The organism is Enterovibrio nigricans DSM 22720 (assembly GCF_900167155.1).
Taxonomy (GTDB): Bacteria; Pseudomonadota; Gammaproteobacteria; order Enterobacterales; family Vibrionaceae; genus Enterovibrio; species Enterovibrio nigricans.
Window position 1 is genome coordinate 12,309 of the sequence record NZ_FUXU01000047.1, and the last position, 23,504, is coordinate 35,812.

Here is a 23,504-nt window from a genome sequence, read left to right on the forward strand (position 1 = left end):
AAGGAGATTACATGGCAACAATGAAAGACATCGCGAAATTAGCTGGTGTTTCAACCTCAACCGTTAGCCATGTGATCAACAAAACGCGCTTTGTCAGTGATGAAATTGCAGAGCGCGTTAACAATGCCGCGAAAGAACTTCACTACGATGCGCCGTCAGCGTTGGCGCGTAGCTTCAAAACCAACCGCACCAACACACTTGGCATGATCGTCACCACGTCCACCAATCCCTTTTTCGGTGAAGTGGTCAAGGGGGTGGAGCGGAGTTGTTACCACGCGGGTTACAATCTTATCTTGTGTAATACCGAAGGCGATGAAAAACGCATGAAAGCGTCCATTGATACCTTGATGCAAAAGCGTGTTGATGGCTTTATTTTGATGTGTTCGACGCTGGAAGGTGAGTACTCGGAAATCCTCGAAAAGCTCAGAAATGTGCCTGTCGTTGTTATGGATTGGGGGCCGATATCTTTGCCTTGTGACAAAATTCAGGACAACTCGTTTCGTGGTGGTTTTCTGGCAACGAAGCACCTTATTGAGAATGGTCATACACAGATTGGCTGTATTACGGGACCGCTCATCAAACACCAAGCTCAAATGCGTTATCAGGGCTTCAAACGCGCGATGAAAGAGGCCGGTTTGACGATCAACCCGAAGTGGGTCGTTGAAGGTGACTTTGAGTGTGAGGGTGGGTACAAGGCGTTCGCCTCCTTTCAGCAAAGCGGAGCGTTGCCGACTGCAATTTTTGCTGGGAATGACATGATGGCAATGGGACTGATCAATGCAGCAAACGAGAAAGGCATTGCCATTCCGCATGACATATCCGTCATGGGATATGACGATATTCATATCGTCAAATATATGTCTCCTTCGTTAACCACGGTTCATCAACCTAAATATCGATTGGGGAAAGCGGCCGTTGACGCGCTGGTTGCCCGAATTGGTAATAGTGAGCATCCCCCTCAAATTGTCGAACTTGAGCCGACCGTGATGGCGCGGGGATCAGTCAGTTTTAAAGGGGATATGTCATGAGTCTGTCTATCGGGAAAAGTGCGCTCGTGGTTGAAGGCGGTGCAATGCGCGGTGTGTTTTCTTGCGGCGTTCTTGACCATTTCATGAACGAAGGTTTCTCTCCTTTTGATAGTTTTTGGGGCGTGTCTGCTGGCGCAAGCAATCTGGCTGCATTTCTTGCCAATATGCCGGGCCGAAATCTGAATATTTATTTGGATTACAGTCTGCGAAAGGAGTTCTTTCGCTTGGGCAAGTTTGTCTCTGGCGGAGATTTAATGGACCTCGATTGGATGTGGAGCATCACCTTGCGAGAACTTGGAATCGATAGCGCTGTTCTGCAAGCAGACGATAGGCCCTTCTTTCTTGGTGTCACACGACAGGATACCGGTGACGCTGAATACTTAACGCCAGATGTAGATACGTTAGTGGAAACAATGAAAGCCAGCAGTGCGCTGCCAATTTTGTACCGACGTGGTGTTAAATTGGGTGAGCATACGTATGTTGATGGTGGCGTAAAAGATGCGATTCCAGTTGCGGAAGCCATTCGACGCGGTGCGACGAAAATCATGGTTCTGCGCAGTCGTCCTGCGAGTTATCGAAAACCCAAGCCTTCGTTTACAGGGTTAACGAAACGTCTACTGAAAACGTATCCTGCGCTAATCGAGCCTATGTTAACGCGCCACATCCGATACAACGAAACACTAGCGTTTATCGAAGACCCACCTGAAGGCATCGAGATAATTCAGATATGCCCACCTGAGACATTTAAACTCAAGCGGCTGAGTCGAAATACATCCACGTTAGAAGCGGGATATCACTTGGGTGTTGAGGCTGGAGAGGAAGCGATCTGCAGCTGGAAATGTCCTTATCTCTAAAAAACTGAAAATGTAGGATTCAGGTTGTTTAAGGATGTTCTTTATTGTGGAAGAGTATGTTCCACAATTACCAGAAAAGCCCTCGTACCTTTAGATATATGTTTAGAGGGCCTGTCACCTTGTTTCTACACTTATTGTTGAGCTTTGATCTCACAATTTTGATTTTGCCAACTCTTTCCTATGTACTCCTACCAGTTCTTTGATGGATTAGTTTGTAAAGGTTGTTTTTAAGCTTTGATCACAAGGCTAAGCAACTTATCTCCTGTCTGTAATATTTCCTCACAAAAAATCACTGAGTACCTATGTTAACCGAAAATAGAGACTCAATAGGTTAGGTTAGAAATATTATAAGAGGGGAGCATTAATAACATGTTTCGATAAAGCTTAGGGAAAACGACTAAGTTTTTGTCTGAACCAATTCCCGTTAATATTTTCGCGCCTTTATAGTTCCTAGGTAGCCCAATTTCTGCCCCATATATAGGACATTGTCGTTAATTTCGGCATGATTATATTTTTTATGATTGGCTTACTGGGCAATCAGGATAATAAAGTATACATTTTAATACATAAAGTGTGTGTTTTTGTACTGTATATTTTATTTGCAACTTGTTTTTAAGTAGGAAAAGCCACAAGAAATCTTGGGACGTACATAGGTAATTTGAAAGAGGGTGTGGAAATTAATGCTATTCACGAAGAATTGGTTTTGGATATCTTTTAGAACTAATTAAAAGCATCTCTAGTAGTGACTTGTTACGGAAGCTATTTGGTTAAATAAGTTAAAGATAAATTATTGTTAAGAGCAATTATCACTACGATTTGAACATATTACAAAAAGGACATGGTTATGTTAAATAAAGAAATTGATTTGTATATATCTAGCCTCAAGTACAATATTAAATCATTAATGGCAATTCCAGGTGAAAAGATTGAAATAATACCTGGTGGCGACACAACTGAGGATAACACATCTGAAGGTATCGTTATTTGCCAGAGAAGAAAGTCAACACTTGATACATCATTTGATAGTGGTCATATATTAGCCCCTATTAGTGATACGGTTTGGCCTAGTAACCTAATAAAATTGGACTTAAGTCTAGCCGAAGGTATTCCATCTGAAATCAGATTGAAAAGATCCGGACCTATCAAACTTTGGATTGACTTACCTGGGCTAGAAGATGGTGGGGTGTTTGAAGTTTCCGACGTATCTATGCAAGGTGTTAATTCTAGAATCCAACAAGTTGTTGATTATTGGGTTAATAAAGTAAAGACTACTGGTTACGACATTAAATCTGATATCTCTTTCAATTCTACAACTTTTTATAGTAAGGAGCAAGCATTAGGTTCTCTAGGGGTTTCTTACAAAGATTTATCAACATCAATTAGTGCAGCACTCTCCGTAGAATCTAACTCCGAAAAACAAGTCTCTATGGCGATGTTGAAGCAGACTTACTATTCAGTTTTCTATAATCCTGGAAGCAGCCCGTCATTATTATTTTCCGATGACATCAGTTTAGATGATGTGAAAATGTTGATTAATGATGAAACACCTCCAGGTTATATTAGCCAGCTAGACTACGGTCGTATAGTATTTTTCAAGTTAGAAACATCTTCCTCTTCTATAAATATTGATTTGGAAGCACTTATGAAATACGGGAAAGGAGAGGTGGAAATATCCGCCGAAATGAAAGCAAAGTATGAGCTTGCTTTAAAAGACTCTAAGCTTTCTGTCGTCACTATAGGTGGTAATGCAAATACAAATATTGAGGTTGTTAGTGTCAGAGATATAGAGAATCTCTTGGATGTAATTAAGGATAAAGAGTCTGTTTCTATAACAAACAAGAATGTTGGTGTTCCAATTTCTTATACGACAAAACAACTAAAAGATTCAGCTTTGGCTAAACGTTATTTGGTTACAGATTATGTTACCAATGAATGTAAGCTTTTTAAAAATGGTTGGATTGAACTAAAACATGCTGGTGGTTATGTGGCCCATTTTCTTGTTACATGGCAGGAAAGAGGGAAAAGTCAAAGAAGTACTTGGAAGTCGGGAAACACAACAGCAGGGTATGTAAACAAGGTTGTGATCCCAGCTACAGCTACTGATGTTAGATGTGATGCTTGGGTTTACACTGGACTAGTTTGGCAACCTCAAAATCTAGCATATCGAAATACTTTCGAAGGAGCCCCGAACTGTTGTATTGAAATAAAGGGAACAACATTAAAACCATATGCAAAAGTGACGTTAGGTTAACCAATATGAACCAAGCCACGTTATTTAATGTGGCTTGGGTTATAAAAGGTTAAAAATGTAATGGGAGTAAACATTCGTTTGATATTATGGATAGTTCTAAGCAATCATATAATCTTGAGCTACTAAGCTTCATTGCTCCTGAATTGTACAAAGGACTGAAAGCAACAAATAATTTGAAAACCAAAATTCATATTATAGCGTTCTTTCATTATGATGTTTCACCAACAGTTGATGTTGATGTTATTTTAGGTAAGATATTTTCAAATAAAAATGATTTGCAACGATTGGAGAAATGTAATGAAGAGTTATTGATTGGTAATTATAAAGAAAAAAAAAGCGTACCGGATAGTTTTTTGTATGAAAAAGAAAATAAGGATATTTTAACAAAAATATCTCTCATCTATATATGCTTTTACTTTGCGCTTGTGCTTTCCATGTTTCTTGTTGAGATTAGCGATACAGTTAATATGAGCAAGGGGGAAAATTCACTAAAGGACCTTCTTCAAATTTTAATTGGCGTTTTGACTGCGGGTTTATCTCAAATAATTTCTTATTGGTTTATTAGAAGAAATTGATGATTTGTGTTTTTAAATCGACGTTATTTATAATGTATGTTTTATTTTCATTAGGTTGCACGACAATTATTATTCATAATGGAGACGAAACGAAAGTTGACCAATATTTAGGTGTGGCTGTCGTAAATATTGGTAATGATGATGGTACTTTATTAATTGAAAGTACGTCATTTGGACTGGCAAAGTTAGCTTCTTATGTGGGTTTCGGTTATATAAAGGAGTTGTACTTTAGAACAGACAAAGACCATGGGTTAGTAGTGTTTAATCCGGCTTCAAATGAAGTGTTTGAATATGATAAATCATTGTGCGTGGATAAGGATACACAAGATGGTTTTAAGTAGACTGATAATGTTATTTTCAATAATGACTATTTCAGCGTGCAGTACTAATGAAAATATGCCGTTGATATTCTCTCAAACTCAATCAGTTGGGATAGGGATTGGGACCAATGCGGTAGCACAAGGAGTCGATTTTTCGCTAGGATATAAGGATAGTAATATTGCAATTATACCTATTACTATCAAACAATCATCTAATGATTCAACACTAATAAAGTCCACAGTGGGAAATTCCCAGGACGCAATGTCAGTTCTTGGGCAGTTTGACGTTAATTCTAATAATGAAGGGGCTGGAGCTGCTCTTGGTAAATTTTTCGCGACAGGGATAGCAGCTCAGCAACTAGCAACTGGTTTTAAAAATAGTTTTAGCTCGGAAAGATCTAATAATGAGTAGTCAAATGATTATTTCATTATGGAGGAACTATGACATTTCAACATATTGAATTTAACGCGAATCGTAATGATACACCGGATACACCGGATACACCGGATACACCGGATACACCGGATACACCGGATACACCGGATACACCGGATACACCGGATACACCGGATACACAAAAATAATAATTTTATAGCGATTTTCTAGAGCTGAAAATAGATGCATAACTAAAATAGGGATAATAAATGTATACTCCGAGTCAAATTTCTCAAGAGTTAAACTCAACTATAGGCCTGCTTAAGAACGCCAAGGATTTCTTAGAAGGTAACCCTTTTATTTTAGATATTTCAAATAGAGGGCTTGACTATGTTGGAGTGGATTCATTTCTGCTCGATGACAAAACAAAGACAAACAGCTGTATCCTTCCTGCTTTATTTATAGATGATGGTAAAAATGACCAGGCTCTATTTAAAACTAATTTAATACTGAAATCAAAAATTGATTTTTTGTTTGAAGCAAAAAAAAACAAGAGTGTGTATAAAGTTTTATTGAAATATGAATGGATTGATACAGGTGTTGGGTCAATTACAGTATTGGTGGAAAATAATGGTAAAACTGAAAAGGCCACAGGAAATTTGTATAAAAGAATAAGACTTTATTCAGATGATTTAACCGTTAATGTAATGTGTAATGGGCCAAGAATGCAGATCTCGTTCTCATAATTTAAATTCTAATTGTGAGCTCGACTGTTAATAAGATGCTTATGTACTATGAAAATAAACATGACTGGTGAGAGTTGCAATGGTTTAAGATGATTTAAATATCATAGAAAATAGATAAACGTATACAAATTGTCTGTTCAGAGTGTGTGTGATTTTACACATACAAAAAGAAATAATATCGGCAGGGTTGAATATGAAAAATGCTTAACAATATATTTTTGTGGTACTGGATCTAATCAGTTTGATAACTCAAATGAAAATTATTGGAACGGAGAGTTAGTCTCGACTCTAGCATACAATATGAATAGTAGGGAGTTTGCGGATTGGATTATTATAGATGGACCAGGAAGCGGGAACTTGCAACTAGATATGCTGTGGACTGAAAAGGTTGAGTATAGTGATATTTTGGGTAAGCTAGTAGGAAACGGGTGGGAGGAAAATACTGAGCATGCACTTAATATCATTAAACGTAATGTGTCTTGGCAGCGAAAAAAATTATCCAAAGAAGAATATAACATACTAATTGAATCAGGAATACCTTTGGGTGCACCTTCAAATGTGGGTTCTTTTTTTGGCGTAACTATGACTATGGAGATAGAAAAGTTACTCCTCAGAAATTACAAGAGCAAATAATTAAGATTTTCAGTAATAATGAATTACCTAGCGTAGTGAATCTAGTCGGTTGGAGTAGAGGCGGGATTAGTTGCACAATGTTGGCTAACAAGATGCTGAAAGATGAAATTACGAAACATATTCCGATTAATATCTGCGTTTTTGATCCTGTGCCTGGAATGGGAAATTTTCAAGAAGAGAGAGTTTCTATAGGAAAAAACGTAAAAAATTATATCGGATTTTATGCTAAAGACGAACGTTCTAAAGGTTTTATTAATGTTGTTCCTAAATGTACTTCATCTACTGACGTAACTATTATTCCTGTACCTGGTCGACATGCTACTTTAGTTGGGAATGCGGCATTAGATGGAAATAGTGGAGCACAAGATCTTAAGCAAGTTGGTTTACTTGTTCGTGATATGGCTGAAAAAATTCTAACAGAATGGGGTGTGTACCTTAATAATAAATTATATTTTAGTGAAAGTAGAATTCAAGAACTGGTTAAGGAAATTCAACAAAACGACAAAAAATACACAGACATGCATAACGTATCTTATACATTACTCACTGAGAATGATAATGGAGAAAGAATTGTTTCTTATGGTGATAAAAGTGAAACATATACCAAAATAGAATCTAAAGGAGTTCATTTTAAGAAAATATTTTAATCAGTCTGTCTATATAAATCCATCCTATTTGATGAATGAATTCGATCTATGTTAAATAGAATGGTTAGTATTTAATAAGAATGTTTTTAGACGAGAAGCGTTTTATGTATATGATTGATAATTTTAGCTATCGAACTTCGCAGGAAGGCTACAATAGTAGAATACGTTTCCTTGTAATGCACTATACTGCCGTGAATTTTGATATATCTATTTCAGCTCTAACAGGTAAATCTGTAAGCACACATTATCTCGTTCCAAATCCTAACGACAAAACATATGTCGGAGCTGGTTTTAATGACGTGCGTATTTTTAATTTAGTCGATGAGCAAGAACGTGCTTGGCATGCAGGTATTAGTTCATGGAGTGGTCGTGATAATTTAAATGATACTTCAATTGGCATTGAGATAGTAAATGAAGCGAGCTACAGTGAAGGAAAGTTTATTTTCCCAGCATATGATTTTTCACAAATAGAGGCAGTAAAGCAGTTGGCCGTAGATATCTTAAAACGATATCCTAACATATCACCAAGGAATGTTGTTGGTCATAGTGATATATCTATTGGGAGGAAAAGTGATCCTGGCGCGGTCTTTCCATGGTATGAACTCTATAAATCAGGTGTTGGTGCGTGGTTCGATGATGTAACGAAGAACAAATACCTAGAAAAGTTTAGTAGCATTCCTCCACCTAAAGATGAAGTAATCCAAATGCTAAATAAATATGGATACAGCGTATCTAATGCAAATGATAAAAAAGGGTTTTCTGATTTAATTCGAGCTTTTCAACTTCATTTTCGACAAGAAAAATATGATGGTACATTGGATTCTGAAACAACAGCAAGAATATATGCATTGGTAGAAAAGTATTGTTAGTATATTTGTGGTTTGACAATTTACAATGCTATTGTTGGTTTTGTTTAATTAGAATCAATATATAGATTGAATGTTAATTAATGACAAGGATAAAGATATATGGATTTTTTTGACGAAGATTATATTATTGTAAAAAGGGGTGAGGACTGTCCATATCACCCAGGTGAAAAATTGGGTAAACATAGCCATGATTCAGGTTTTGGAGAATGTATGATTTCGGAGCCAACAATTTGTAAATATAATGAAGATAATGAATTTTTCATTCATACACATACTCACGACCTTAAAGGTTTAACACTTACTCCTCGGTCGACAGATGGGGTTCCCGAGTATTCGGTGAAGAAGCTTTAGTATTTAGCTTATGGATTTGCGTGCAGAACGCTAGGTTTAGTTTGTCTGAAGTACTTCAAACAAAAAACATCTAACCTTGACGAAGAATATATGAGTCATGCTAATCCGAACTTTTTATAAGGTCTGGTCATTATAATGGCTAGGCCTTTTATTACTAGTGTGTATTTTCTTTCTTATTTTTGGTTGGTTAAACTACTGCAAAAATTTATTTTTCCATTCCTGTGATACGACTTTATTTGGGAAATAATACCATTCTTCAAACAATGGCATCACACCACAAGAAATGATTGGAACAATAACTCCCACACTGATAACGACACGGGTCAATTTGTCGGGGAACGTGTGCCCAACAAGATCCGGAATGAAGTAGACAAGTGGCACCAGCGCGATAAAGGTGACAAGCGCGAGGATATGTTGGCTAGGTGGTGTGGACTGTTTCATCTGCATATTCCCTGTCGTTGAAAAGAGGCCGCTATCGCGGCCTTTTGGCCTTAGTTCGGGTCGCTATTGGTTAGTCGCTTGTACAAAGCTGTTGTATACCCAGCGATAGCTGGTGTGTTCGCCAAGCACGTCGCCAAGTGCTAAACCGTGCTCACTGCGCCAATCGTCCATGACTTCCGCCAGCACTGACGCCCAGGTCGCGACCTTCACTCCCGCTTGTGTCATACGATGAATAGACGCTTCTGCGACAGCGCTGTTCCATGTTCCTGACGCGTCGACGACGGCATAGACATCGTACCCTTCTGCAACGGCAGATATTGCCGGAAACATCAAACAGACATCGGTAACGATGCCCGCTATAATGATTTTTTTGCGGCCTGTCGCTTCAATAGCATGGCGAAATTCAGGGCTTTTCCATGCATTGATTTCACCCGCTCGATTAATGACATCATCACACCAGAATGTCAGTGATTTCTGGCATGATAGGTCCATTCGGTCCTTCAGGCATACTGGCGGTGATAACGGAAGGCATGCCTACGATCTTCGCCATTGTGCTCAGGCCTTTTATGTTGGCTGTCATCAGGTGTGGGTCTTGGTCACGACAGCTAACCAGAAAGCCTGTTTGATGATCGATCATGGCTAAAACCGCATTGTCGGGGGTAAGTGTTTCAGCATACTTGTTCATGGTTTTTCTCCTTTAAATGTGAGTTGTCGCCTTCCTACTGGCTAATAACAATGATTTGCGTGTCGGTTTTGGCTTGAATATGCAGGTCCACTTCCCTGATTAAACTGCCATCGTTGGCTTGTGCTGATTCATCGCCACTGGAGAATAAAGCGTTACCTACCGTTACATAGTTCAGTGATTCAATCGGTAGGTTGAATGTTTCTCCGGCTGCCAAATTTACAATGTCGATATGGGTGTGGTTATCGAACGTTTCCTTTTGGTTTTTGTCGCCACCATAAATCCGCGTCGTGCCGAAATTTTTTGGTGAATAGTGCATATAGCCCGAGGGTTGCCCTGACTCGTCAGGTAAAGCCCACAGTTGGATCATTCGATTCTTCGTGTCGTTTGGGTTTACCTCGTTATGTGAAAACCCTTCGCCCCCTGCACGTTGAACTTGGACATCGCCAGCGATTAACCCTTTTCCATGTTCAAGTGAACCTTCGTGTTCAATACGCCCTTCAACCATGACGGATATAACGTCAATCTCGTGGTGAGGGTGCATGCCTGTTTCGCCCTTCGGATTAAAGCGAGCATCTGCGAGGTAAATAAAGTTTCCCAGACCATCAAAGGTACTTGGCGATTTATGTGCACCAAATGCACGGCTGTCAGTCACTAAACGGTGCTCACGTAGTCCCGCAAAGCCGCCTAGGGGTAGGGAATCTCTGTGAAGTACTTGCATGGTCATCTCCTTGAATAATGTTGTTAAGGAGATGATAGTTTTCTGTTATTGTTTAATAAATGCTCATTTGTAGATAACTAAGTTTCATTTATAACAACAATGGGAGAGGGTTATGCAGGATCTCAATGACATGATGGTGTTCTTAGCGGTAGTCGAATCGGGAAGCTTTACCCTGGCTGCTGAACGATTGAATATGCCCAAAGCCAATGTCAGCAGAAAGGTATCCAGGCTGGAAAAAGAGTTGGACGTTATATTGCTAGAGCGTTCAACCCGAGCTCAGCATCTAACCGAAGCGGGACAGCGCTATCTAGCCCATTGCAAACGCATTCACGAAGAGATGGCACTCGCATCAGCGGCGGTTTCAGAAGTGCAGACACAATACAAAGGGGGCATTAAGGTTGGAACGTCAGTGACGTTAGGTCAGCTTATTTTGAAACCTTCGATCAGTGCGTTTCTTTCACAATATCCTGAGCTTACACTCGACTTAGATTTTGTGAACGATCGGGTTGATTTGATTGAAAGAGATTTTGATATGGTTATACGTGTCGGTATGTTGGATGATTCTCGCTTGGTAGGAAAGAAGCTGGGGGTGGCCACTCGAAGCCTTTATGCCAGTAACACTTACCTTGGTCGTCGAAAATGCCCTCAGTCATTGAATGAGATTTCAGACGATGATTTTCTAATAATGCCGCGCATTGCACCAGCCAATCGCTTGCCGCTTTACAATCGAGGCACGCAGCACGTATTGAAAGTTGCGCCTAGGCTGAGAGCTGATGATTTTGCGACAATAAAGCAGGCGGCAATGGATGGTTTGGGTATTGCACCGCTCCCAGATTATATGTGTGTGGGGGAGAGAATGAGCGGTGCACTGGTAAAGCTTTGCCCTGAATGGGGAATGGAACCTGTTGATATATATGCACTCTACCCTCAGCATCGATCAAAAATTCCGAAGGTTCGTGCTTTTCTCGACCACATTGAGCAAACGTTTGAAAAAGCCCTAAGCAATTGACGGTTTAGCATTAAGTGTTCGAGGTTGCTAAGAAAAACAAACTATCGGGTTTAATAGTGAAAAACAGTTTCGTGGCTGTCAGTAAAGCCTTCGTATACCTTTGAGAATTTCTTCGGGGCTTTTACCTTGCTGCGCACGCGTTTCTTCGTTTGCTGCGTTTTCATATTCTCTACGCGAACAAGTTCTTTTGCGTGCATTTCCGCTTGTTCGATGAATGAGCTGTCTTTTAAGGCTGCTTTACGGCTTCGATTAACCCGTGCAAGCAACTGGTCAAATTCTCTCGTGTCCATAACGGCGCCTCCTTGAGTACTGTTTACATATACAGCATTGTCTTTCGCCAACAATACGTCAATAGGTTAGGCGAAAAAAGCTGTGGATACATACAGGTGTAATGACTGCATCGGAAGCATGCTGGTTTGGAGGTGGGTAAATTTCACCACGACATATTGGTCTACACTTTGGGGGAATTTGGGAGGCCATCATGATTGACGTGAATGAAATTGTCGCAACCTTGGATGACTACGCGAAAGCCTATTGTGCGAAAGATATCGATGCGCTGATGCGAGTATTTCATTCAGACAACGCGATATCAGTGATCGGTACGGGAGAGAATGAGTTGTGTTCTGGCATAGCGTCAGTGAAAAAGTTGTTTCTTCGCAATTTTGCCGAAGCAACAGCCACGCAGTTCGAATGGGGTTGGTCTGATGTTATCGCATCGAATGATCATGCGGTGATATCTCAAGCATTGACGATTCATTTGGAAACCGATGATGGATTGGTGTTAGTGCCTGTTCGATGGAGTGTTGTGCTAAAGAAAACCGATAGGTGGGTGTGGCTTCACAGACATGCTTCCGCTGCTGCCGGTTCTCAAGCCGAAGGCCGAGCGTATCCTACGCCGACGAAATGACGAGTTTTGGACATTCGTGTCGTTCAATTCATTTAATTCGTGGGGTTTACGCATTTTCGCCATGAAACTTACGCGTTTTTTGATTCAATCAGCCGCTTTTTAGAATTTCCCATTTTGATTCTTCCACTCAGACCTGTCTGGGATGTTCTCCACGGTGTCCCAGTGCTCAACGATGCGCTCATTTTCGAGTCGGAATAAATCGTAAAAAGCGACATGTGCCCCGCCTCGATAACCTTCACACAGCGTCAGTACAAAATTACCTTCAGCGAGGGTTTTGTGGTGCGTTTGGTAGTGGATGATGGGTTCATCGTGTTCATTGAATGTTGATAGTGCTGCAGAGAGTTGGCTTAGGTCATCACTCAGATAGGGGCTGTGCTCAGCGTAGTTTACCGTATCAAAGAAAGACGCAATGTCGAATGGTCGTCTTTCAATCAGTATGTTGTTCACAAACTGGTTAATGAAAGCACGATTGGATTCTGTTTTATCGAGATCTCTTAAGTCGGTTTCGCCATCCACCATCGTTCTTCCTGATGGGTTTACAGGTTGCTTCGTTTGCAGGTTGTCCCAGTGTTCGACGGTTTTATTCCCTTCAAATCGGAATACTTCAAAACATATTTTAACGCTGCTGAAGTCATATTATGTATGAGCAAAAACGAAATCTCCATCGGAGAAAATGCGAATAATTTGCACATGAGGATGCGTTTGCGCAAGGGTAGCAAATAACTCGGCAAGGCCTACATCACCCTCTTTTGTTTTGGGATTGTGTTGAACGTAACGGGTTTCATCCACTACGGCGACGACGTTTGCATCACCAGTTTCTATTCCGATTTTGAGCAAGTCATGGATTTTCTGCTTTCGAACATCACTCATAAGTCAATCTCGGAAAAGGTTAATTGAAAGAGTGTAGTTGAAGGGACGGAGATAGCACTGTGTGGCTAATTTGGCGTTGTTCTTTCCTCGCGTCACAATGCGCAGTGCAGTTTTTTGAGGGTGGCATTGATGGTCTCGTTTCGACGACACACTTGGAGCTGTAGATGTAAAAAAACGCGCCTGTCAGGGCGCGTTCCTTCATTTTAAATGGCAACTATCCAATCGAGAATTTACCTACAATCTGGTTCACACCCGTGGTGATAGTGGTTAAACCATGCGCTTCCTTGGAGAGTTTCTCGGTGCCGGAAGCTGTGCTCTTACCCAGTTCATTTAACTGTTCTACCGCCAGATTAATGTTGGTTACAACGGCATTTTGTTCTTCTGCAGCAACGGCAATCTGATGGTTCATATCACGAATGTTAGAAACAGACTCCGTGATTGAAATGAGTGCATCACGCGTTTTATTCGCTTTCGAAGATGTTTCTTCTGCTTCCGTGGCACTCTTGCGCATAGATTCTACTGAACGCTTCGATTCACTTTGCAAGCGAGTGATGAGTGTTTGGATTTCTTCTGTGCTCTGTTGTGTACGGCTGGCGAGACTGCGCACTTCATCCGCTACAACGGCAAAGCCACGACCTTGTTCGCCTGCGCGGGCTGCCTCAATAGCAGCGTTCAATGCGAGCAAATTGGTCTGTTCAGCAATGCCACGAATGGTGTCAAGAATACTTCCAACATTTTTGGTTTCAGCCTCCAAATTTTCGATAACTTGGCTGACTTCTCCAATGTTTCCAACCAAATTCTCAATGCTATGGCGGGTATCGTCGAGCACATTTTGGCCTTCTTGAGAATATCGGTCTGCTTCATTGGCTACATCGGATGCTTTCTGCGCATTCTGCGCGATATCGTCAACAGTGGCGGTTAACTGATGCATGGCGGTGGCCGTTTGACCTAGCTGCTCAGCCTGCGACTCCGTATTACGCGCGGTTTCTTCCGTCACACTGACCAACGTTCCTGAAGCATTATTCAAGGTGTCAACAGAGTTAGAAAGCTGTCCGACAATATCTTTTAAGTTGCCGTTCATTTCGCCCATGGCGGCGAAAATTCCGGTAGGTTTATCTTTATTATCGAAGGACTGGGTTAAATCTCCCGTAGCAATATTACGGGCGATCTGTTCAATTTGGCTAGGCTCACCGCCGATAGGCCTGCGGATGGCATGGGTGACAAGAATACTGAGTAAAATGCCGACGAGGATAGCCACCGCTGAAACGACAATGACTGTTTGAACGGCTGCTTCACTGTCTGATTGGGCTTCGGGGCCCAGCGTATCTTGAGAGCTTCGGATTGATGCTTTGAAATCCCCCAAGTTGGTCGTGACCTGTGGGCCGATAACATCCAGCGTGCCAGAAATACGTTCGTTTCTGTCATGGATGATCTCAGCAGTTTGTTTCAATGCCGAAATGTAAGAAACGTGGGCATTAGAAAAACTATCTACCATTGCTCTTTCTTCAGGCGATGTCAGGAGACGTTTTAAGTTATTTAACGGCGGAACGACGTCATTGAGTTCTTTCAGTGAACGGTTAAAATCCTGTTCTGAATTACTGATCAAGAACTTGGCAGCAAATAACCTTCCTAACAGCAGTTTTTCTTGGGCTTTTGCAGCATAGAAGAGCGAATCGACTTCTCTATCTGCGGCAGAATCTTCGATGATTTTGGTCATCATTTGGCGCATTTTAAGACCGTTGGGGTCAAGATCTTTCTGAACCACGACATTCCTGTCTGCAAAGTCTTTCACGACCAGTGCAAACGTCTCACCATACGTCGCCATTAATGTCTTGGACTCATTGAGTTCATTGATGCGCGTGGGATTCGATTCATGCAACAGCATTTTATCAATAACTTCAACGATGTGAGCGATCTCTGATTCGACTTTATCGATTTGTGCTGGATCCTGTGTTTTCAGGAATTTCAATGCAGACAGTCGTGCACTGAGCAGCGTTGACTGCGCTTCACTTGCTTCATTAGAACTTCTGGCGAGACCTCTGTATTCCGTAAAGTTTTTAAAACCTTCAGACAGGCCACCATAGCCAATGACTGAAACGACGAGCAGTAGCGCTAATACTGCTGCAAAAGATACGGTAAGTTGTTGCGCAAGCTTAAGTTTGCCTAACATCTTGCTCTCCGGCTATTTGGCTTTGAGGTTGAACGCCGCAAGCGACGAAAACAATTGACGTGCGAATTGCTCCAACTACCACCCATGGCGGTATGTAGATCCTACTTCTGTCCTTGAAAGCACGCAGTGGTAACAAACGTCAGGTGAAAACAGACACCATTGGCTTCGTTATCATTTATTTAACAAATGGCTCGAAAATGAGTCGTTCGCGAATTTGTTTCACGCTGGCGTGAGGAGGCATCATTTGGCGTGGAGGATGTAACGTTGTCCCTCGAAAATCAGCATGGCGTTCTACTTCTATACCCTGAGAATAGGGGTGAGAGGAGAAAGTGCCTAACAACCAGCGCATTCACGCTCCTGGCCGCGGATAGCAGGCTTGTGATTGGCTTTTCGTCACCAATCGTTTTCAGGTATTAAAGTTAATGCACTCTTTAATTCACCATCTGCTAATTTCTATCGCATCTTTGAGTGGCTAAAGGCTAGAACGTTTATGTTTGTTATTAACCGTGCTGACATGTCAGATTTAGATGAAATCGTAACCTTGTATGAGAAGTATCTTTCTTTCTATAAAGTTGATATATCGAATAAAAATCCACTCGACTACCTTAAGGAGCGATTGAGAAATGACGAATCTATCATCTACTTTGCCGTTACCGACGATAATGAGTTCGCGGGTTTCACTCAGTTGTATCCTTTGTACTGCTCATTGGCGATGCAGCGTGTTTGGCTGTTATACGATTTGTATGTAGATGAGAAATTTCGCAAAGAAGGCGTTGGTCAGTTGTTGTTAGAGCGAGCGGATCAATTGGCAGAAGAGACAAATTCCGCATTCATTATGTTAAGTACGGCGACTGATAACATAAAAGCGCAGCATCTCTATGAAAAAAGTGGATATGAGAAGGATGTAGACTTTTATACCTACCTCAAGCATTTGACGCATTGACGTTGGGTGAAAACGACAGGTATTTCAATGCAAAAAGTGAAGGTGGCTTTTGTCCATTGTGATGATAACTCAAATGGTGACATTGAAAGCATGTCACCGAGTGCTTGTTGGTTAAAGATTTAGAGGCGGTAGGTTGAATAATAGGTATTGACCAGTATGTGTGGGCTGCTACTTTCCTGTTTTATTTTGTTGGCGAGTTTCTCATGAAGCCTGTTTTCGCCGAAACGGCCTGTTAGTACGCCATATCGTCGCGTTGATGACAGTAAAATATGGGCTAATTCTTCGGCGGTAACGTGCAATTTAATTTCCTTGGCCACCACCGCGATCTCGCTAAATCCGGAACAGCCAGAGAAGTTAATGGTGTGGTTATAGTCACAAACGGGGCGTTCCAATACCACGCCCAACATCAATAAAGTTTGCTCAAGAATGACCTCAAAGTCATAGGCAACAACAATCGCATTAGGACGGCAAACGCGTTTGAGTTCATGGGTTAATTTATCGGATTTTGCGTAGAAAAGTGAACCCGCAAATGTCACGATATCGATGGTGTCGCTTTCAATGGGAATAGCGTCGCCCGTGCCTTTAATATACCGAATATCAGTCGGTTTTTGCTCAATGGCAAGTGTTAGCATTGCATCGCTAGGCTCAATACCTATTACGCTTGCGCATTGGCTTTTTAATGCAATGGAGGAATGTCCAATACCACAGCCAATATCCAGACCTAGCGTAAATTTAGGCAAGTCCGCAACAGCGTCAGACAGGATGAGTTGGTGTAGTGGCGGGCGAAATGCCGCATAATGGCTAGCGGTACGTGAATCATAGTTGTCGCTCATTGTGGTGAGGCTTCCAGACAGTGACTAAAGGTTGAACGCTACTTTTCTTCAGTAGATACCTGTTTGAACCCATAAGCATTAAAGCACTCAGAGGCAGCGAGTAGAGCCTCAAACGCAGCTTCAAACTCTCCGTCCTTCGCGTTTGCAACCCTGTTCATTGCGTCTTCTATGCCGCAGTTGATCGAGATAGTTTCAAGGGTTTCTTGCGGCACCTGTCGACCGTCTTTGTATAGCCAAATCGGCTTCTCGAACTGCGCTGTTTCTTCACCTGCGGCCTCTAAATGCATACTCCACCCGATGATCGCAACGAGGCATACGAATACATTTAAATGCAGTGTCATAAAACACCTGACTCTTCTTTTCGCATAGCGGACTGCTCGTGTTGAATTCTATGGTTTTTGAAGTAGAACTCCTTATCATGCTCGCCGATTTTTCGAAGAACACGGCAAGGGTTGCCCACCGCCACAACATTAGCTGGTATATCTTTAGTTACGACGCTACCTGCACCAATAACAGTGTTCTCACCAATTGTAATCCCAGGAAGCACAACAGAGTTCGCGCCAATCCATACATTTGCTCCAATCGTAACGGGAACGTTGAATTGCCCCACTTTTCGGCGCAAATCGGGGTCAATCGGATGGCCAGCAGTCGCAATAGTGACATTCGGGCCAATCATGACATGATCACCTATGTATATGTGCGTGTCGTCAACGAGCGTGAGGTTAAAGTTGACGTAAACATTATCGCCAAAGTGAGAGCGCTTTCCCCAATTCGCTCGCAGGGGTGGCTCGATATAACAGTCCTTCCCAATCTCCGCTAACAACGTTTCGAGAAGTTCCCTTCTTTTTGCTACTTCGCTGGGCCTTGTTTGATTGAAGTCATATAACGTTTCAAGGCAACGAGCCTGTTCCGCTGCTAAGTCTTCGTCGTCGCAGAAATACAATTCCTGATTGTGCATTTTTGTTCGGATATCCATTGTTCAGGCTCAGGGAATAGATGATGGCGTGATAGTAACGGACTTTTGTTGAGAGAAAATTGAAGGATATCTAACTCTATCGCTGTACCTGAGCAAAGCCACTCAAAAGCAACGTTATTCAATCACGGTGAGCGTTAATGAAACTGCTATGACACCATCACTTTTATCCCAAATAGGGTAAATAGGCCGCCAGTAATAAAGTCCAACATACGTGATGCTTTTTCATAGGTGGATTTTGCTGAGTGACGTGAGAATGCGTAAGACAGAAATAAATGCCAAACCATCGTGATGCCGGACATCGTGCACATAATGGCGATGATGAGCGGTAACGTAATGTCTTGCGTGACAGAGACACTAAATACACTGACGACGAAAAAGCCTGTTTTCACATTTAGAATACTGGTGAAGAACGCAGTGAGAAGAACCTTCTTTGGAGATGGGTATAGCGCGATTTCTTGGTCACTAAGCGTTAGTGTTCGCTTCATCCTGATTTGTTTGAGCTGACGAAGCCCGAGGTAGATGAGGTATGCGCCACCGATCAGTTTCATACCGGTCAGAATTTCTGGGAAAAGTGAGAACAGAATTATGAGCCCAGAGCCACCGAATAGAGCCCAGAGCGCAACAGCAAAGGCGACGCCCAGTGCAGAGAAGGTCGCAAGATGTCGATTGTAGTTCAACGCCGTATTGATGGTGAGCAATACGTTTGCCCCTGGCGTGATTGCCGCAAGAATCCAAATCAGTGCGACATTTGCGATGGCGAGAAAAATGTCCATATACATCTCTTTGGCTAAGAACGATAGCCCGTCAATAATACAGCGGCCCATCTTCTTGTTTCAATCAATGAAACGCCTAAACATTACTTCTTCTGGGTGATAAGGCTTTACGGCTTGCGATTTTAGACAAACTCTCTAAAACGTGAGATGCGCTTTTGTGTTTCGGTGATTACTCTAAAGAGGTACTCGTATATTTTGTAGATTTTTTCGTGCGTTCGAATGACCGTCGATTTTCTGTTCTTGGCGACATGAGCAGGCACGTTTCTTAATGATTCAAACCAAGGATAAACAATATGGGTGAAAGAATCTCAGAGCAACAAGCTCAAATGCTTTCCGATTTTATTGCAGACAAATGCATGGAAATGGAGCTTGGGCCAGAGCAAATTTTTGATGGTTTGTCGCGCGTATTGCTGGGCGCAACGAATGATCTCGGTGTTGGGGGCTTTGAGTTGGATATTGAAGGTTTCGGTCGAACTTAAAGAGGAAGGCTAATTTTTCAGTCGTGCGTGTTTCTATCCATGACGGTGTTACTTCTGCGTCAATAAGGCTTTCTGGCGAAGCAACAAAGCCAGAATAGAATCCTGGCTTTCCAAAGGACGTTTTCGATTAGCTGCGTTTTGGCTGCTTGTAAGTGCGGCCAGCTGCTGCGTATGTGTCTCGGTTTTTGATTTCGAATTGGGTGTAGAAGAACCAAGCAACGAAGACCATGACTTCGTCGCCCACGTTCATCACGTGTTCAACAAACTCTTGTTCTTCGCCTTGTTCGTTTTCTTCAGTGAACACGTGGTAAACACGGTTTTCGCCTTCGATTTCTGCTAATGCGAATTGGCCTGTCATTTCTTCGGCGGCTTCAGCAACTTCGGTGTCGTCACACTTTTTCAACATGTCCAGTGCTTCTGGCAAACCGTTGGTTTCAGCCAGTGCCTTTACCAGCGTTTCAAAATCTTGTTGTTCCATACTGGAATCCCACCTTCATTTTACATCAGGGATAAACAGAAAATGCCCGGCTAAACCGGGCATTTATCGTAGCAGAGCGGGGATTATTCTTCGATTTCTGCGTTGTGGTATACGTTCTGAACGTCATCGCAGTCGTTCAGCATATCAATGAACTTGTCAAACGCAGCCACATCGTCGCCAGCAACAGTTGTCATTGTTTGTGGCACGAAAGTGATTTCTTCCACGTCCAATACAACGTCAGGCATAGATTCTGCCAACGCATTCTTCACTTTGAAAAACTCGGTGGTCGGTGCGAATACGGTAACTACGTTGTCTTCACACTCGATGTCTGTCACGTCTGCATCAGCCATCATCAGTGCTTCAAGAACCGCTTCTTCGTCATCGCCTTGGAATTGGAATACTGCTTGGTGCTCGAACATGTGAGCAACGGTACCTGGGCCACCGATTTTAGAATGGGTTTTTACGAAGCACTGACGTACTTCCATGTAGGTACGATTGTTGTTATCTGTCAAACAATCAACGATGACTGAGCAACCACCTGGGCCGAAACCTTCGTAGCGTGCAACTTCATAGTTCTCACCGCCACCACCAGCCGCTTTCTCGATTGCTTTCTCGATCACGTGACTTGGTACCTGATCTTTCTTCGCTTTTTCAATCATGCGTTTCAGCGACAGGTTGGTGTCAGGGTCGCCACCGCCATTTTTCGCGATAACGTAGATTTCTTTGCCGTACTTTGAGTAAAGCTTAACTTTGGCGCCTTGGGTTTTCGCCATTGCATTTTTGCGAACTTCGAAACTGCGTCCCATGGGGAATCACTCTCTTTGATTTACGATTGTTGAAGTGGGGGGATTTTATCAACCACTGATTACGTTTTTCCAGCATTAATGAATAGGAAACACGCCCAAATACCATTTCTGATCAACGAATGTGGGTGATTGATTAAGGAATAGCAAAAAAAAGCAGGGGAGGTGTGCGTTTTTTGCGCACACACCTCCGCGGGCAGTCGTACTGCTTTTCAATTTACGGGTGCAGCGCTTAATCTCGCGAGGGCGGTCTCTAACTTACAACAGTTGCTACAAATCGTGTGTCAAATAATCGTTCAGAAGCGGTTTTGTTAGGAATTAGTTTACTTGTATCAAAGAGTTAGATATTGTCTGAAATGTTACACGTAACATTATGGATAATCAGACAGAACATGGCACAACAAAACAAGAAATCGCGCTCAACACTACAGGATGTTGCTGACAAAGTCGGCGTCACAAAGATGACGGTATCTCGCTACATGAGAAATCCGGAATCTGTCGCCGATAAGACGCGCGAAAAGATCGCCGCAGCGATTGAAGAGATCGGGTATATCGAAAATCGCGCTCCTGCCATGCTCTCCAAGTCCTCCAGTAAAGCCATCGGTATTCTTCTCCCTTCGCTATCCAACCAAATCTTTGCTTCCTTTGTTCAGGGTATCGAAACAGTGACCAAGGCCCATGGCTATGAAACCTTGCTCGCGCACTTCAGTTATGATGAAAATGAAGAAGAACACAAGATCGCGTCACTGCTTTCCTATCAAGTTGATGGGTTAATCCTGACGGAAACGCACCACACCAAACGTACGCTGCAAATGATTAAAAATGCGGGAATACCCGTGGTGGAAACCATGGAACTTCCCAAAAAACCCATAGATATGGCGGTTGGTATGGATCCTGTACTGGCTTCATATCAAGTTGTTAAAAGCATGATTGATTCTGGGAAGTCATCTATTGCATATTTTGGTGCACGTTTGGATACACGTACCCGTTTACGCATGGAAGGTTATGACAAAGCGATGCATGAAGCGGGTTTGACGCCTAAGCATGTGTTGACCGAAGAGCATTCCAGTTTCTCGTTGGCGAAGGACTTGCTAGAAACTGCACTGGCAACTTACGCAGATTTAGATGGCGTATTCTGTACCAACGATGACATTGCGATTGGTACACTCCTGAGTGCGCAACAACGTGGCATTAAAATCCCAGAACAACTGGCAGTAATTGGCTACAACGCGTTAGATATTGGCCAGACGATTAGCCCAAAATTAACGAGTGTTGATACTCCACGCTTCCAAATTGGCGAGAAGAGTGCAGAACTTTTACTGCGGCGCTTGAGGGACGAAGATGTTGGCGAGAGAATCGTCGACATGGGCTTTAAAGTTACAAAAGGCGAGAGTGTTTAGTCAAAAGGCAGTGAATTTATTATGACCAAGAATATATGCTTGGTCTATACGGGTCGCTTTGATACAGAATGTTGTTAGTGTCCCGTACTCCCCAGAAACGATAACGCTGTAATGTTTTTCTATGAGCATGCTTATCAGTCGATGAACTACTCTAGTTTGAATTGCGTTATTTTTGAGATTTCGTTGAGATTTTGTTGAAAAGCAAATAATAGACATGGCGTTGTGAAAAACGGGGTGTTTATATAGGATGAAGAATATGCGTTCAAACCTATAATATATATTTGTGATATTTATAAAACTCAGACTTATTTTATTCACTTTAATGTCATTGATGTCTTGTGCATTTTCATGGGGAAGTGAAGATCTAAATATATCGACACGAGCGATTAATCCATCTCTCTCTGAAAACCGAGTTTGGCATATGCTACTGCATTATGAGACGGGTTTAATTGGGGTGGAAAGTTTAGTGCATGATTCTTCGTTTTTTTTCTCTTCTCAGGGGCGTGTGAACCCCGAGGCAGAGCTAATAGCCACGATAGAGGCTTTCTATCGAACGCCTGAATCGCAATGTAAATTTCCGGCGAGAAAGCTTTGGCTTGATCAGCAATTACGCTTCCCTTCTTTCCCCGAAGTGAATTGCGCAGACTATCAAAACTACAAGCAAGCATTTGATGCGGAGAGTATCAGCTTGGTTTATGCGAGTGGTTATCTTGGTAATCCGGCGTCTATGTATGGGCATATTCTACTCAAGTTCAATAATCCAGAAAACCATGAATACTTGGACAATACCTTTAGCTACGGGGCCCGTGTGCCCGAAACTGACAATAAGCTAACGTATATATTTCAGGGCATTACTGGGGGATATGAGGGCTTCTATGCCAATCAAAAGTACCATCACCAGAACTTAACCTACAGCGAATCTGAACTGCGAGATCTTTGGGAGTACCGACTCAACCTTTCAGAGCAAGATGTTACTTTCGTGCTCGCGCATCTGTGGGAGTTGGAAAACGTCAGCATGACGTACTATTTCTTTACTGAAAATTGTGCCTATCAGTTAGCCAAGCTTCTTGAGTTGGTGATTGATGATCCATTGGTAGTGAAGAATAAACGCTGGGTGATGCCTTACGATGTCATCATGATGTTGAACAATGCTAGTGAAGGAAATTATATTGATGAAATTATCTATCACGGTTCACGTCAAGAGCACCTCTATAATCGCTTTAAGCAATTAGATCATGATGAAAAAGTGAGTGTGCAAAATATTACAGAACGACATGGGCTTTGTTGCTTAATTCGGTTGGAAGACATGGCAGCCTAAAGTTGTTCGGTTCTTAAGCAATATACTGAGTTTCAGGCATACCCAGTCCTG

At 42.2% G+C, this 23,504-nt stretch carries 32 protein-coding genes; 18 read left to right on the forward strand and 14 right to left on the reverse strand.

What is annotated here, in order from left to right; genetic code table 11:
* The first annotated feature begins 11 nt into the window (after nucleotides 1-11).
* The 12 genes from B5D35_RS15345 (at nucleotide 12) to B5D35_RS15390 (ending at nucleotide 8,650) form a co-directional block, all read left to right on the forward strand.
* Nucleotides 12-1,028, forward strand: coding sequence for a substrate-binding domain-containing protein (locus tag B5D35_RS15345; RefSeq protein ID WP_078753424.1), 1,017 nt, complete (start codon nucleotides 12-14; stop codon nucleotides 1,026-1,028).
* Nucleotides 1,025-1,882 (forward strand): patatin-like phospholipase family protein, encoded by an 858-nt coding sequence (locus tag B5D35_RS15350; RefSeq protein WP_078753425.1) that lies wholly within the window; start codon nucleotides 1,025-1,027, stop codon nucleotides 1,880-1,882. Before B5D35_RS15345 ends, B5D35_RS15350 begins: the two co-directional genes overlap by 4 nt.
* An 844-nt stretch (nucleotides 1,883-2,726) precedes the next feature.
* A complete protein-coding gene (locus tag B5D35_RS15355; protein ID WP_170915196.1) occupies nucleotides 2,727-4,133 on the forward strand; it encodes a thiol-activated cytolysin family protein in 1,407 nt (468 codons plus the stop codon).
* 86 nt (nucleotides 4,134-4,219) lie between these two features.
* Entirely contained in the window at nucleotides 4,220-4,708 is a 489-nt protein-coding gene (locus B5D35_RS15360; protein ID WP_078753427.1) for a hypothetical protein, read from the forward strand.
* Nucleotides 4,709-4,740: 32 nt separating this feature from the next.
* On the forward strand, nucleotides 4,741-5,049 hold the full coding sequence (locus B5D35_RS15365; RefSeq protein WP_139367778.1) for a hypothetical protein: 309 nt from the start codon (nucleotides 4,741-4,743) through the stop codon (nucleotides 5,047-5,049).
* 7 nt (nucleotides 5,050-5,056) lie between these two features.
* Nucleotides 5,057-5,440 (forward strand): hypothetical protein, encoded by a 384-nt coding sequence (locus B5D35_RS15370; protein WP_139367779.1) that lies wholly within the window; start codon nucleotides 5,057-5,059, stop codon nucleotides 5,438-5,440.
* A gap of 29 nt (nucleotides 5,441-5,469) precedes the next feature.
* A complete protein-coding gene (locus B5D35_RS24350) occupies nucleotides 5,470-5,613 on the forward strand; it encodes a hypothetical protein (protein WP_170915197.1) in 144 nt (47 codons plus the stop codon).
* Between the two features lie 60 nt (nucleotides 5,614-5,673).
* The gene (locus B5D35_RS15375; RefSeq protein ID WP_078753430.1) at nucleotides 5,674-6,150 is read left to right on the forward strand and encodes a hypothetical protein; all 477 of its coding nucleotides are present in this window, start codon (nucleotides 5,674-5,676) and stop codon (nucleotides 6,148-6,150) included.
* Nucleotides 6,151-6,279: 129 nt separating this feature from the next.
* A complete protein-coding gene (locus tag B5D35_RS24075; RefSeq protein ID WP_139367780.1) occupies nucleotides 6,280-6,783 on the forward strand; it encodes a hypothetical protein in 504 nt (167 codons plus the stop codon).
* Nucleotides 6,784-6,875: 92 nt separating this feature from the next.
* Entirely contained in the window at nucleotides 6,876-7,430 is a 555-nt protein-coding gene (locus tag B5D35_RS24080) for a hypothetical protein (protein WP_139367781.1), read from the forward strand.
* Between the two features lie 104 nt (nucleotides 7,431-7,534).
* On the forward strand, nucleotides 7,535-8,299 hold the full coding sequence (locus B5D35_RS15385) for an N-acetylmuramoyl-L-alanine amidase (RefSeq protein WP_078753447.1): 765 nt from the start codon (nucleotides 7,535-7,537) through the stop codon (nucleotides 8,297-8,299).
* A 99-nt stretch (nucleotides 8,300-8,398) separates the two neighbouring features.
* Nucleotides 8,399-8,650 (forward strand): hypothetical protein, encoded by a 252-nt coding sequence (locus B5D35_RS15390; protein WP_078753431.1) that lies wholly within the window; start codon nucleotides 8,399-8,401, stop codon nucleotides 8,648-8,650.
* A gap of 192 nt (nucleotides 8,651-8,842) precedes the next feature.
* Here B5D35_RS15390 and B5D35_RS15395 read toward each other — a convergent pair whose 3' ends face one another.
* From B5D35_RS15395 to B5D35_RS15405, 4 genes are all read right to left on the reverse strand, one after another.
* Nucleotides 8,843-9,091: a putative antibiotic biosynthesis monooxygenase gene (locus B5D35_RS15395; RefSeq protein ID WP_198557041.1), complete on the reverse strand. Its 249-nt coding sequence runs from the start codon at nucleotides 9,089-9,091 to the stop codon at nucleotides 8,843-8,845.
* Nucleotides 9,092-9,154: 63 nt separating this feature from the next.
* Complete coding sequence (locus B5D35_RS15400; protein ID WP_244556622.1) at nucleotides 9,155-9,583, reverse strand: isochorismatase family protein; 429 nt, start codon at nucleotides 9,581-9,583, stop codon at nucleotides 9,155-9,157.
* Nucleotides 9,543-9,776, reverse strand: coding sequence for a cysteine hydrolase family protein (locus B5D35_RS24950; protein ID WP_244556623.1), 234 nt, complete (start codon nucleotides 9,774-9,776; stop codon nucleotides 9,543-9,545). The genes B5D35_RS15400 and B5D35_RS24950 overlap by 41 nt, the downstream gene beginning before the upstream one ends.
* Before the next feature lie 34 nt (nucleotides 9,777-9,810).
* Nucleotides 9,811-10,494, reverse strand: a complete 684-nt coding sequence (locus B5D35_RS15405) for a pirin family protein (RefSeq protein WP_078753432.1) — start codon at nucleotides 10,492-10,494, stop codon at nucleotides 9,811-9,813.
* 112 nt (nucleotides 10,495-10,606) lie between these two features.
* Here B5D35_RS15405 and B5D35_RS15410 point away from each other — a divergent pair, with 112 nt between their 5' ends.
* Complete coding sequence (locus tag B5D35_RS15410) at nucleotides 10,607-11,503, forward strand: LysR family transcriptional regulator (protein WP_198557042.1); 897 nt, start codon at nucleotides 10,607-10,609, stop codon at nucleotides 11,501-11,503.
* A 50-nt stretch (nucleotides 11,504-11,553) separates the two neighbouring features.
* Here B5D35_RS15410 and B5D35_RS15415 read toward each other — a convergent pair whose 3' ends face one another.
* Nucleotides 11,554-11,793, reverse strand: a complete 240-nt coding sequence (locus B5D35_RS15415; protein ID WP_078753433.1) for a hypothetical protein — start codon at nucleotides 11,791-11,793, stop codon at nucleotides 11,554-11,556.
* A gap of 191 nt (nucleotides 11,794-11,984) precedes the next feature.
* Here B5D35_RS15415 and B5D35_RS15420 point away from each other — a divergent pair, with 191 nt between their 5' ends.
* Nucleotides 11,985-12,410, forward strand: a complete 426-nt coding sequence (locus B5D35_RS15420) for a nuclear transport factor 2 family protein (RefSeq protein ID WP_078753434.1) — start codon at nucleotides 11,985-11,987, stop codon at nucleotides 12,408-12,410.
* A 99-nt stretch (nucleotides 12,411-12,509) separates the two neighbouring features.
* Here the strand turns inward: B5D35_RS15420 and B5D35_RS24955 are convergent, their stop codons facing one another.
* The 3 genes from B5D35_RS24955 to B5D35_RS15430 form a co-directional block, all read right to left on the reverse strand.
* Nucleotides 12,510-12,929 carry a nuclear transport factor 2 family protein gene (locus B5D35_RS24955; protein ID WP_244556624.1) on the reverse strand — a complete coding sequence of 140 codons (420 nt, stop codon included), beginning with the start codon at nucleotides 12,927-12,929 and terminating at the stop codon, nucleotides 12,510-12,512.
* 117 nt (nucleotides 12,930-13,046) lie between these two features.
* The gene (locus B5D35_RS24960) at nucleotides 13,047-13,280 is read right to left on the reverse strand and encodes a hypothetical protein (RefSeq protein ID WP_244556625.1); all 234 of its coding nucleotides are present in this window, start codon (nucleotides 13,278-13,280) and stop codon (nucleotides 13,047-13,049) included.
* 214 nt (nucleotides 13,281-13,494) lie between these two features.
* Nucleotides 13,495-15,450, reverse strand: a complete 1,956-nt coding sequence (locus tag B5D35_RS15430) for a methyl-accepting chemotaxis protein (RefSeq protein WP_078753435.1) — start codon at nucleotides 15,448-15,450, stop codon at nucleotides 13,495-13,497.
* Between the two features lie 490 nt (nucleotides 15,451-15,940).
* Between B5D35_RS15430 and B5D35_RS15435 the strand changes: the two genes are divergently transcribed.
* Entirely contained in the window at nucleotides 15,941-16,393 is a 453-nt protein-coding gene (locus B5D35_RS15435) for a GNAT family N-acetyltransferase (RefSeq protein WP_078753436.1), read from the forward strand.
* 119 nt (nucleotides 16,394-16,512) lie between these two features.
* On the opposite strand, the gene B5D35_RS15440 is transcribed toward B5D35_RS15435, so the two are convergent.
* From B5D35_RS15440 to B5D35_RS15455, 4 genes are all read right to left on the reverse strand, one after another.
* Nucleotides 16,513-17,226 carry a class I SAM-dependent methyltransferase gene (locus tag B5D35_RS15440; RefSeq protein ID WP_078753437.1) on the reverse strand — a complete coding sequence of 238 codons (714 nt, stop codon included), beginning with the start codon at nucleotides 17,224-17,226 and terminating at the stop codon, nucleotides 16,513-16,515.
* Between the two features lie 38 nt (nucleotides 17,227-17,264).
* Nucleotides 17,265-17,567: a hypothetical protein gene (locus B5D35_RS15445; RefSeq protein ID WP_078753438.1), complete on the reverse strand. Its 303-nt coding sequence runs from the start codon at nucleotides 17,565-17,567 to the stop codon at nucleotides 17,265-17,267.
* A complete protein-coding gene (locus tag B5D35_RS15450) occupies nucleotides 17,564-18,202 on the reverse strand; it encodes a sugar O-acetyltransferase (RefSeq protein WP_078753439.1) in 639 nt (212 codons plus the stop codon). Before B5D35_RS15450 ends, B5D35_RS15445 begins: the two co-directional genes overlap by 4 nt.
* A 146-nt stretch (nucleotides 18,203-18,348) precedes the next feature.
* Nucleotides 18,349-18,975: a LysE family transporter gene (locus B5D35_RS15455; protein WP_078753440.1), complete on the reverse strand. Its 627-nt coding sequence runs from the start codon at nucleotides 18,973-18,975 to the stop codon at nucleotides 18,349-18,351.
* A gap of 293 nt (nucleotides 18,976-19,268) precedes the next feature.
* Here B5D35_RS15455 and B5D35_RS15460 point away from each other — a divergent pair, with 293 nt between their 5' ends.
* The gene (locus B5D35_RS15460; protein WP_078753441.1) at nucleotides 19,269-19,454 is read left to right on the forward strand and encodes a hypothetical protein; all 186 of its coding nucleotides are present in this window, start codon (nucleotides 19,269-19,271) and stop codon (nucleotides 19,452-19,454) included.
* Nucleotides 19,455-19,581: 127 nt separating this feature from the next.
* Here the strand turns inward: B5D35_RS15460 and B5D35_RS15465 are convergent, their stop codons facing one another.
* Both B5D35_RS15465 and B5D35_RS15470 read right to left on the reverse strand, forming a co-directional pair.
* Nucleotides 19,582-19,932 carry a hypothetical protein gene (locus tag B5D35_RS15465; protein WP_078753442.1) on the reverse strand — a complete coding sequence of 117 codons (351 nt, stop codon included), beginning with the start codon at nucleotides 19,930-19,932 and terminating at the stop codon, nucleotides 19,582-19,584.
* 83 nt (nucleotides 19,933-20,015) lie between these two features.
* Complete coding sequence (locus tag B5D35_RS15470; protein WP_078753443.1) at nucleotides 20,016-20,738, reverse strand: YebC/PmpR family DNA-binding transcriptional regulator; 723 nt, start codon at nucleotides 20,736-20,738, stop codon at nucleotides 20,016-20,018.
* Between the two features lie 389 nt (nucleotides 20,739-21,127).
* On the opposite strand from B5D35_RS15470, the gene B5D35_RS15475 reads away from it, so the two are divergent.
* Complete coding sequence (locus tag B5D35_RS15475) at nucleotides 21,128-22,135, forward strand: substrate-binding domain-containing protein (RefSeq protein ID WP_078753444.1); 1,008 nt, start codon at nucleotides 21,128-21,130, stop codon at nucleotides 22,133-22,135.
* Between the two features lie 331 nt (nucleotides 22,136-22,466).
* Nucleotides 22,467-23,453: an Lnb N-terminal periplasmic domain-containing protein gene (locus tag B5D35_RS15480; RefSeq protein ID WP_483189027.1), complete on the forward strand. Its 987-nt coding sequence runs from the start codon at nucleotides 22,467-22,469 to the stop codon at nucleotides 23,451-23,453.
* The last annotated feature ends 51 nt before the right edge of the window (nucleotides 23,454-23,504 follow it).

What these genes read in the sequence shown, in the direction of transcription:
- B5D35_RS15345 (WP_078753424.1), top strand. Translation starts at nt 12, where the DNA reads ATGGCAACAATGAAAGACATCGCGAAATTAGCTGGTGTTTCAACCTCA.
- B5D35_RS15350 (WP_078753425.1), top strand. Translation starts at nt 1,025, where the DNA reads ATGAGTCTGTCTATCGGGAAAAGTGCGCTCGTGGTTGAAGGCGGTGCA.
- B5D35_RS15355 (WP_170915196.1), top strand. Translation starts at nt 2,727, where the DNA reads ATGTTAAATAAAGAAATTGATTTGTATATATCTAGCCTCAAGTACAAT.
- B5D35_RS15360 (WP_078753427.1), top strand. Translation starts at nt 4,220, where the DNA reads ATGGATAGTTCTAAGCAATCATATAATCTTGAGCTACTAAGCTTCATT.
- B5D35_RS15365 (WP_139367778.1), top strand. Translation starts at nt 4,741, where the DNA reads ATGTATGTTTTATTTTCATTAGGTTGCACGACAATTATTATTCATAAT.
- B5D35_RS15370 (WP_139367779.1), top strand. Translation starts at nt 5,057, where the DNA reads ATGTTATTTTCAATAATGACTATTTCAGCGTGCAGTACTAATGAAAAT.
- B5D35_RS24350 (WP_170915197.1), top strand. Translation starts at nt 5,470, where the DNA reads ATGACATTTCAACATATTGAATTTAACGCGAATCGTAATGATACACCG.
- B5D35_RS15375 (WP_078753430.1), top strand. Translation starts at nt 5,674, where the DNA reads ATGTATACTCCGAGTCAAATTTCTCAAGAGTTAAACTCAACTATAGGC.
- B5D35_RS24080 (WP_139367781.1), top strand. Translation starts at nt 6,876, where the DNA reads ATGCTGAAAGATGAAATTACGAAACATATTCCGATTAATATCTGCGTT.
- B5D35_RS15385 (WP_078753447.1), top strand. Translation starts at nt 7,535, where the DNA reads ATGTATATGATTGATAATTTTAGCTATCGAACTTCGCAGGAAGGCTAC.
- B5D35_RS15390 (WP_078753431.1), top strand. Translation starts at nt 8,399, where the DNA reads ATGGATTTTTTTGACGAAGATTATATTATTGTAAAAAGGGGTGAGGAC.
- B5D35_RS15395 (WP_198557041.1), bottom strand. Translation starts at nt 9,091, where the DNA reads ATGAAACAGTCCACACCACCTAGCCAACATATCCTCGCGCTTGTCACC.
- B5D35_RS15400 (WP_244556622.1), bottom strand. Translation starts at nt 9,583, where the DNA reads ATGGACCTATCATGCCAGAAATCACTGACATTCTGGTGTGATGATGTC.
- B5D35_RS24950 (WP_244556623.1), bottom strand. Translation starts at nt 9,776, where the DNA reads ATGAACAAGTATGCTGAAACACTTACCCCCGACAATGCGGTTTTAGCC.
- B5D35_RS15405 (WP_078753432.1), bottom strand. Translation starts at nt 10,494, where the DNA reads ATGCAAGTACTTCACAGAGATTCCCTACCCCTAGGCGGCTTTGCGGGA.
- B5D35_RS15410 (WP_198557042.1), top strand. Translation starts at nt 10,607, where the DNA reads ATGCAGGATCTCAATGACATGATGGTGTTCTTAGCGGTAGTCGAATCG.
- B5D35_RS15415 (WP_078753433.1), bottom strand. Translation starts at nt 11,793, where the DNA reads ATGGACACGAGAGAATTTGACCAGTTGCTTGCACGGGTTAATCGAAGC.
- B5D35_RS15420 (WP_078753434.1), top strand. Translation starts at nt 11,985, where the DNA reads ATGATTGACGTGAATGAAATTGTCGCAACCTTGGATGACTACGCGAAA.
- B5D35_RS24955 (WP_244556624.1), bottom strand. Translation starts at nt 12,929, where the DNA reads ATGGTGGATGGCGAAACCGACTTAAGAGATCTCGATAAAACAGAATCC.
- B5D35_RS24960 (WP_244556625.1), bottom strand. Translation starts at nt 13,280, where the DNA reads ATGAGTGATGTTCGAAAGCAGAAAATCCATGACTTGCTCAAAATCGGA.
- B5D35_RS15430 (WP_078753435.1), bottom strand. Translation starts at nt 15,450, where the DNA reads ATGTTAGGCAAACTTAAGCTTGCGCAACAACTTACCGTATCTTTTGCA.
- B5D35_RS15435 (WP_078753436.1), top strand. Translation starts at nt 15,941, where the DNA reads ATGTTTGTTATTAACCGTGCTGACATGTCAGATTTAGATGAAATCGTA.
- B5D35_RS15440 (WP_078753437.1), bottom strand. Translation starts at nt 17,226, where the DNA reads ATGAGCGACAACTATGATTCACGTACCGCTAGCCATTATGCGGCATTT.
- B5D35_RS15445 (WP_078753438.1), bottom strand. Translation starts at nt 17,567, where the DNA reads ATGACACTGCATTTAAATGTATTCGTATGCCTCGTTGCGATCATCGGG.
- B5D35_RS15450 (WP_078753439.1), bottom strand. Translation starts at nt 18,202, where the DNA reads ATGGATATCCGAACAAAAATGCACAATCAGGAATTGTATTTCTGCGAC.
- B5D35_RS15455 (WP_078753440.1), bottom strand. Translation starts at nt 18,975, where the DNA reads ATGGACATTTTTCTCGCCATCGCAAATGTCGCACTGATTTGGATTCTT.
- B5D35_RS15460 (WP_078753441.1), top strand. Translation starts at nt 19,269, where the DNA reads ATGGGTGAAAGAATCTCAGAGCAACAAGCTCAAATGCTTTCCGATTTT.
- B5D35_RS15465 (WP_078753442.1), bottom strand. Translation starts at nt 19,932, where the DNA reads ATGGAACAACAAGATTTTGAAACGCTGGTAAAGGCACTGGCTGAAACC.
- B5D35_RS15470 (WP_078753443.1), bottom strand. Translation starts at nt 20,738, where the DNA reads ATGGGACGCAGTTTCGAAGTTCGCAAAAATGCAATGGCGAAAACCCAA.
- B5D35_RS15475 (WP_078753444.1), top strand. Translation starts at nt 21,128, where the DNA reads ATGGCACAACAAAACAAGAAATCGCGCTCAACACTACAGGATGTTGCT.
- B5D35_RS15480 (WP_483189027.1), top strand. Translation starts at nt 22,467, where the DNA reads ATGTCTTGTGCATTTTCATGGGGAAGTGAAGATCTAAATATATCGACA.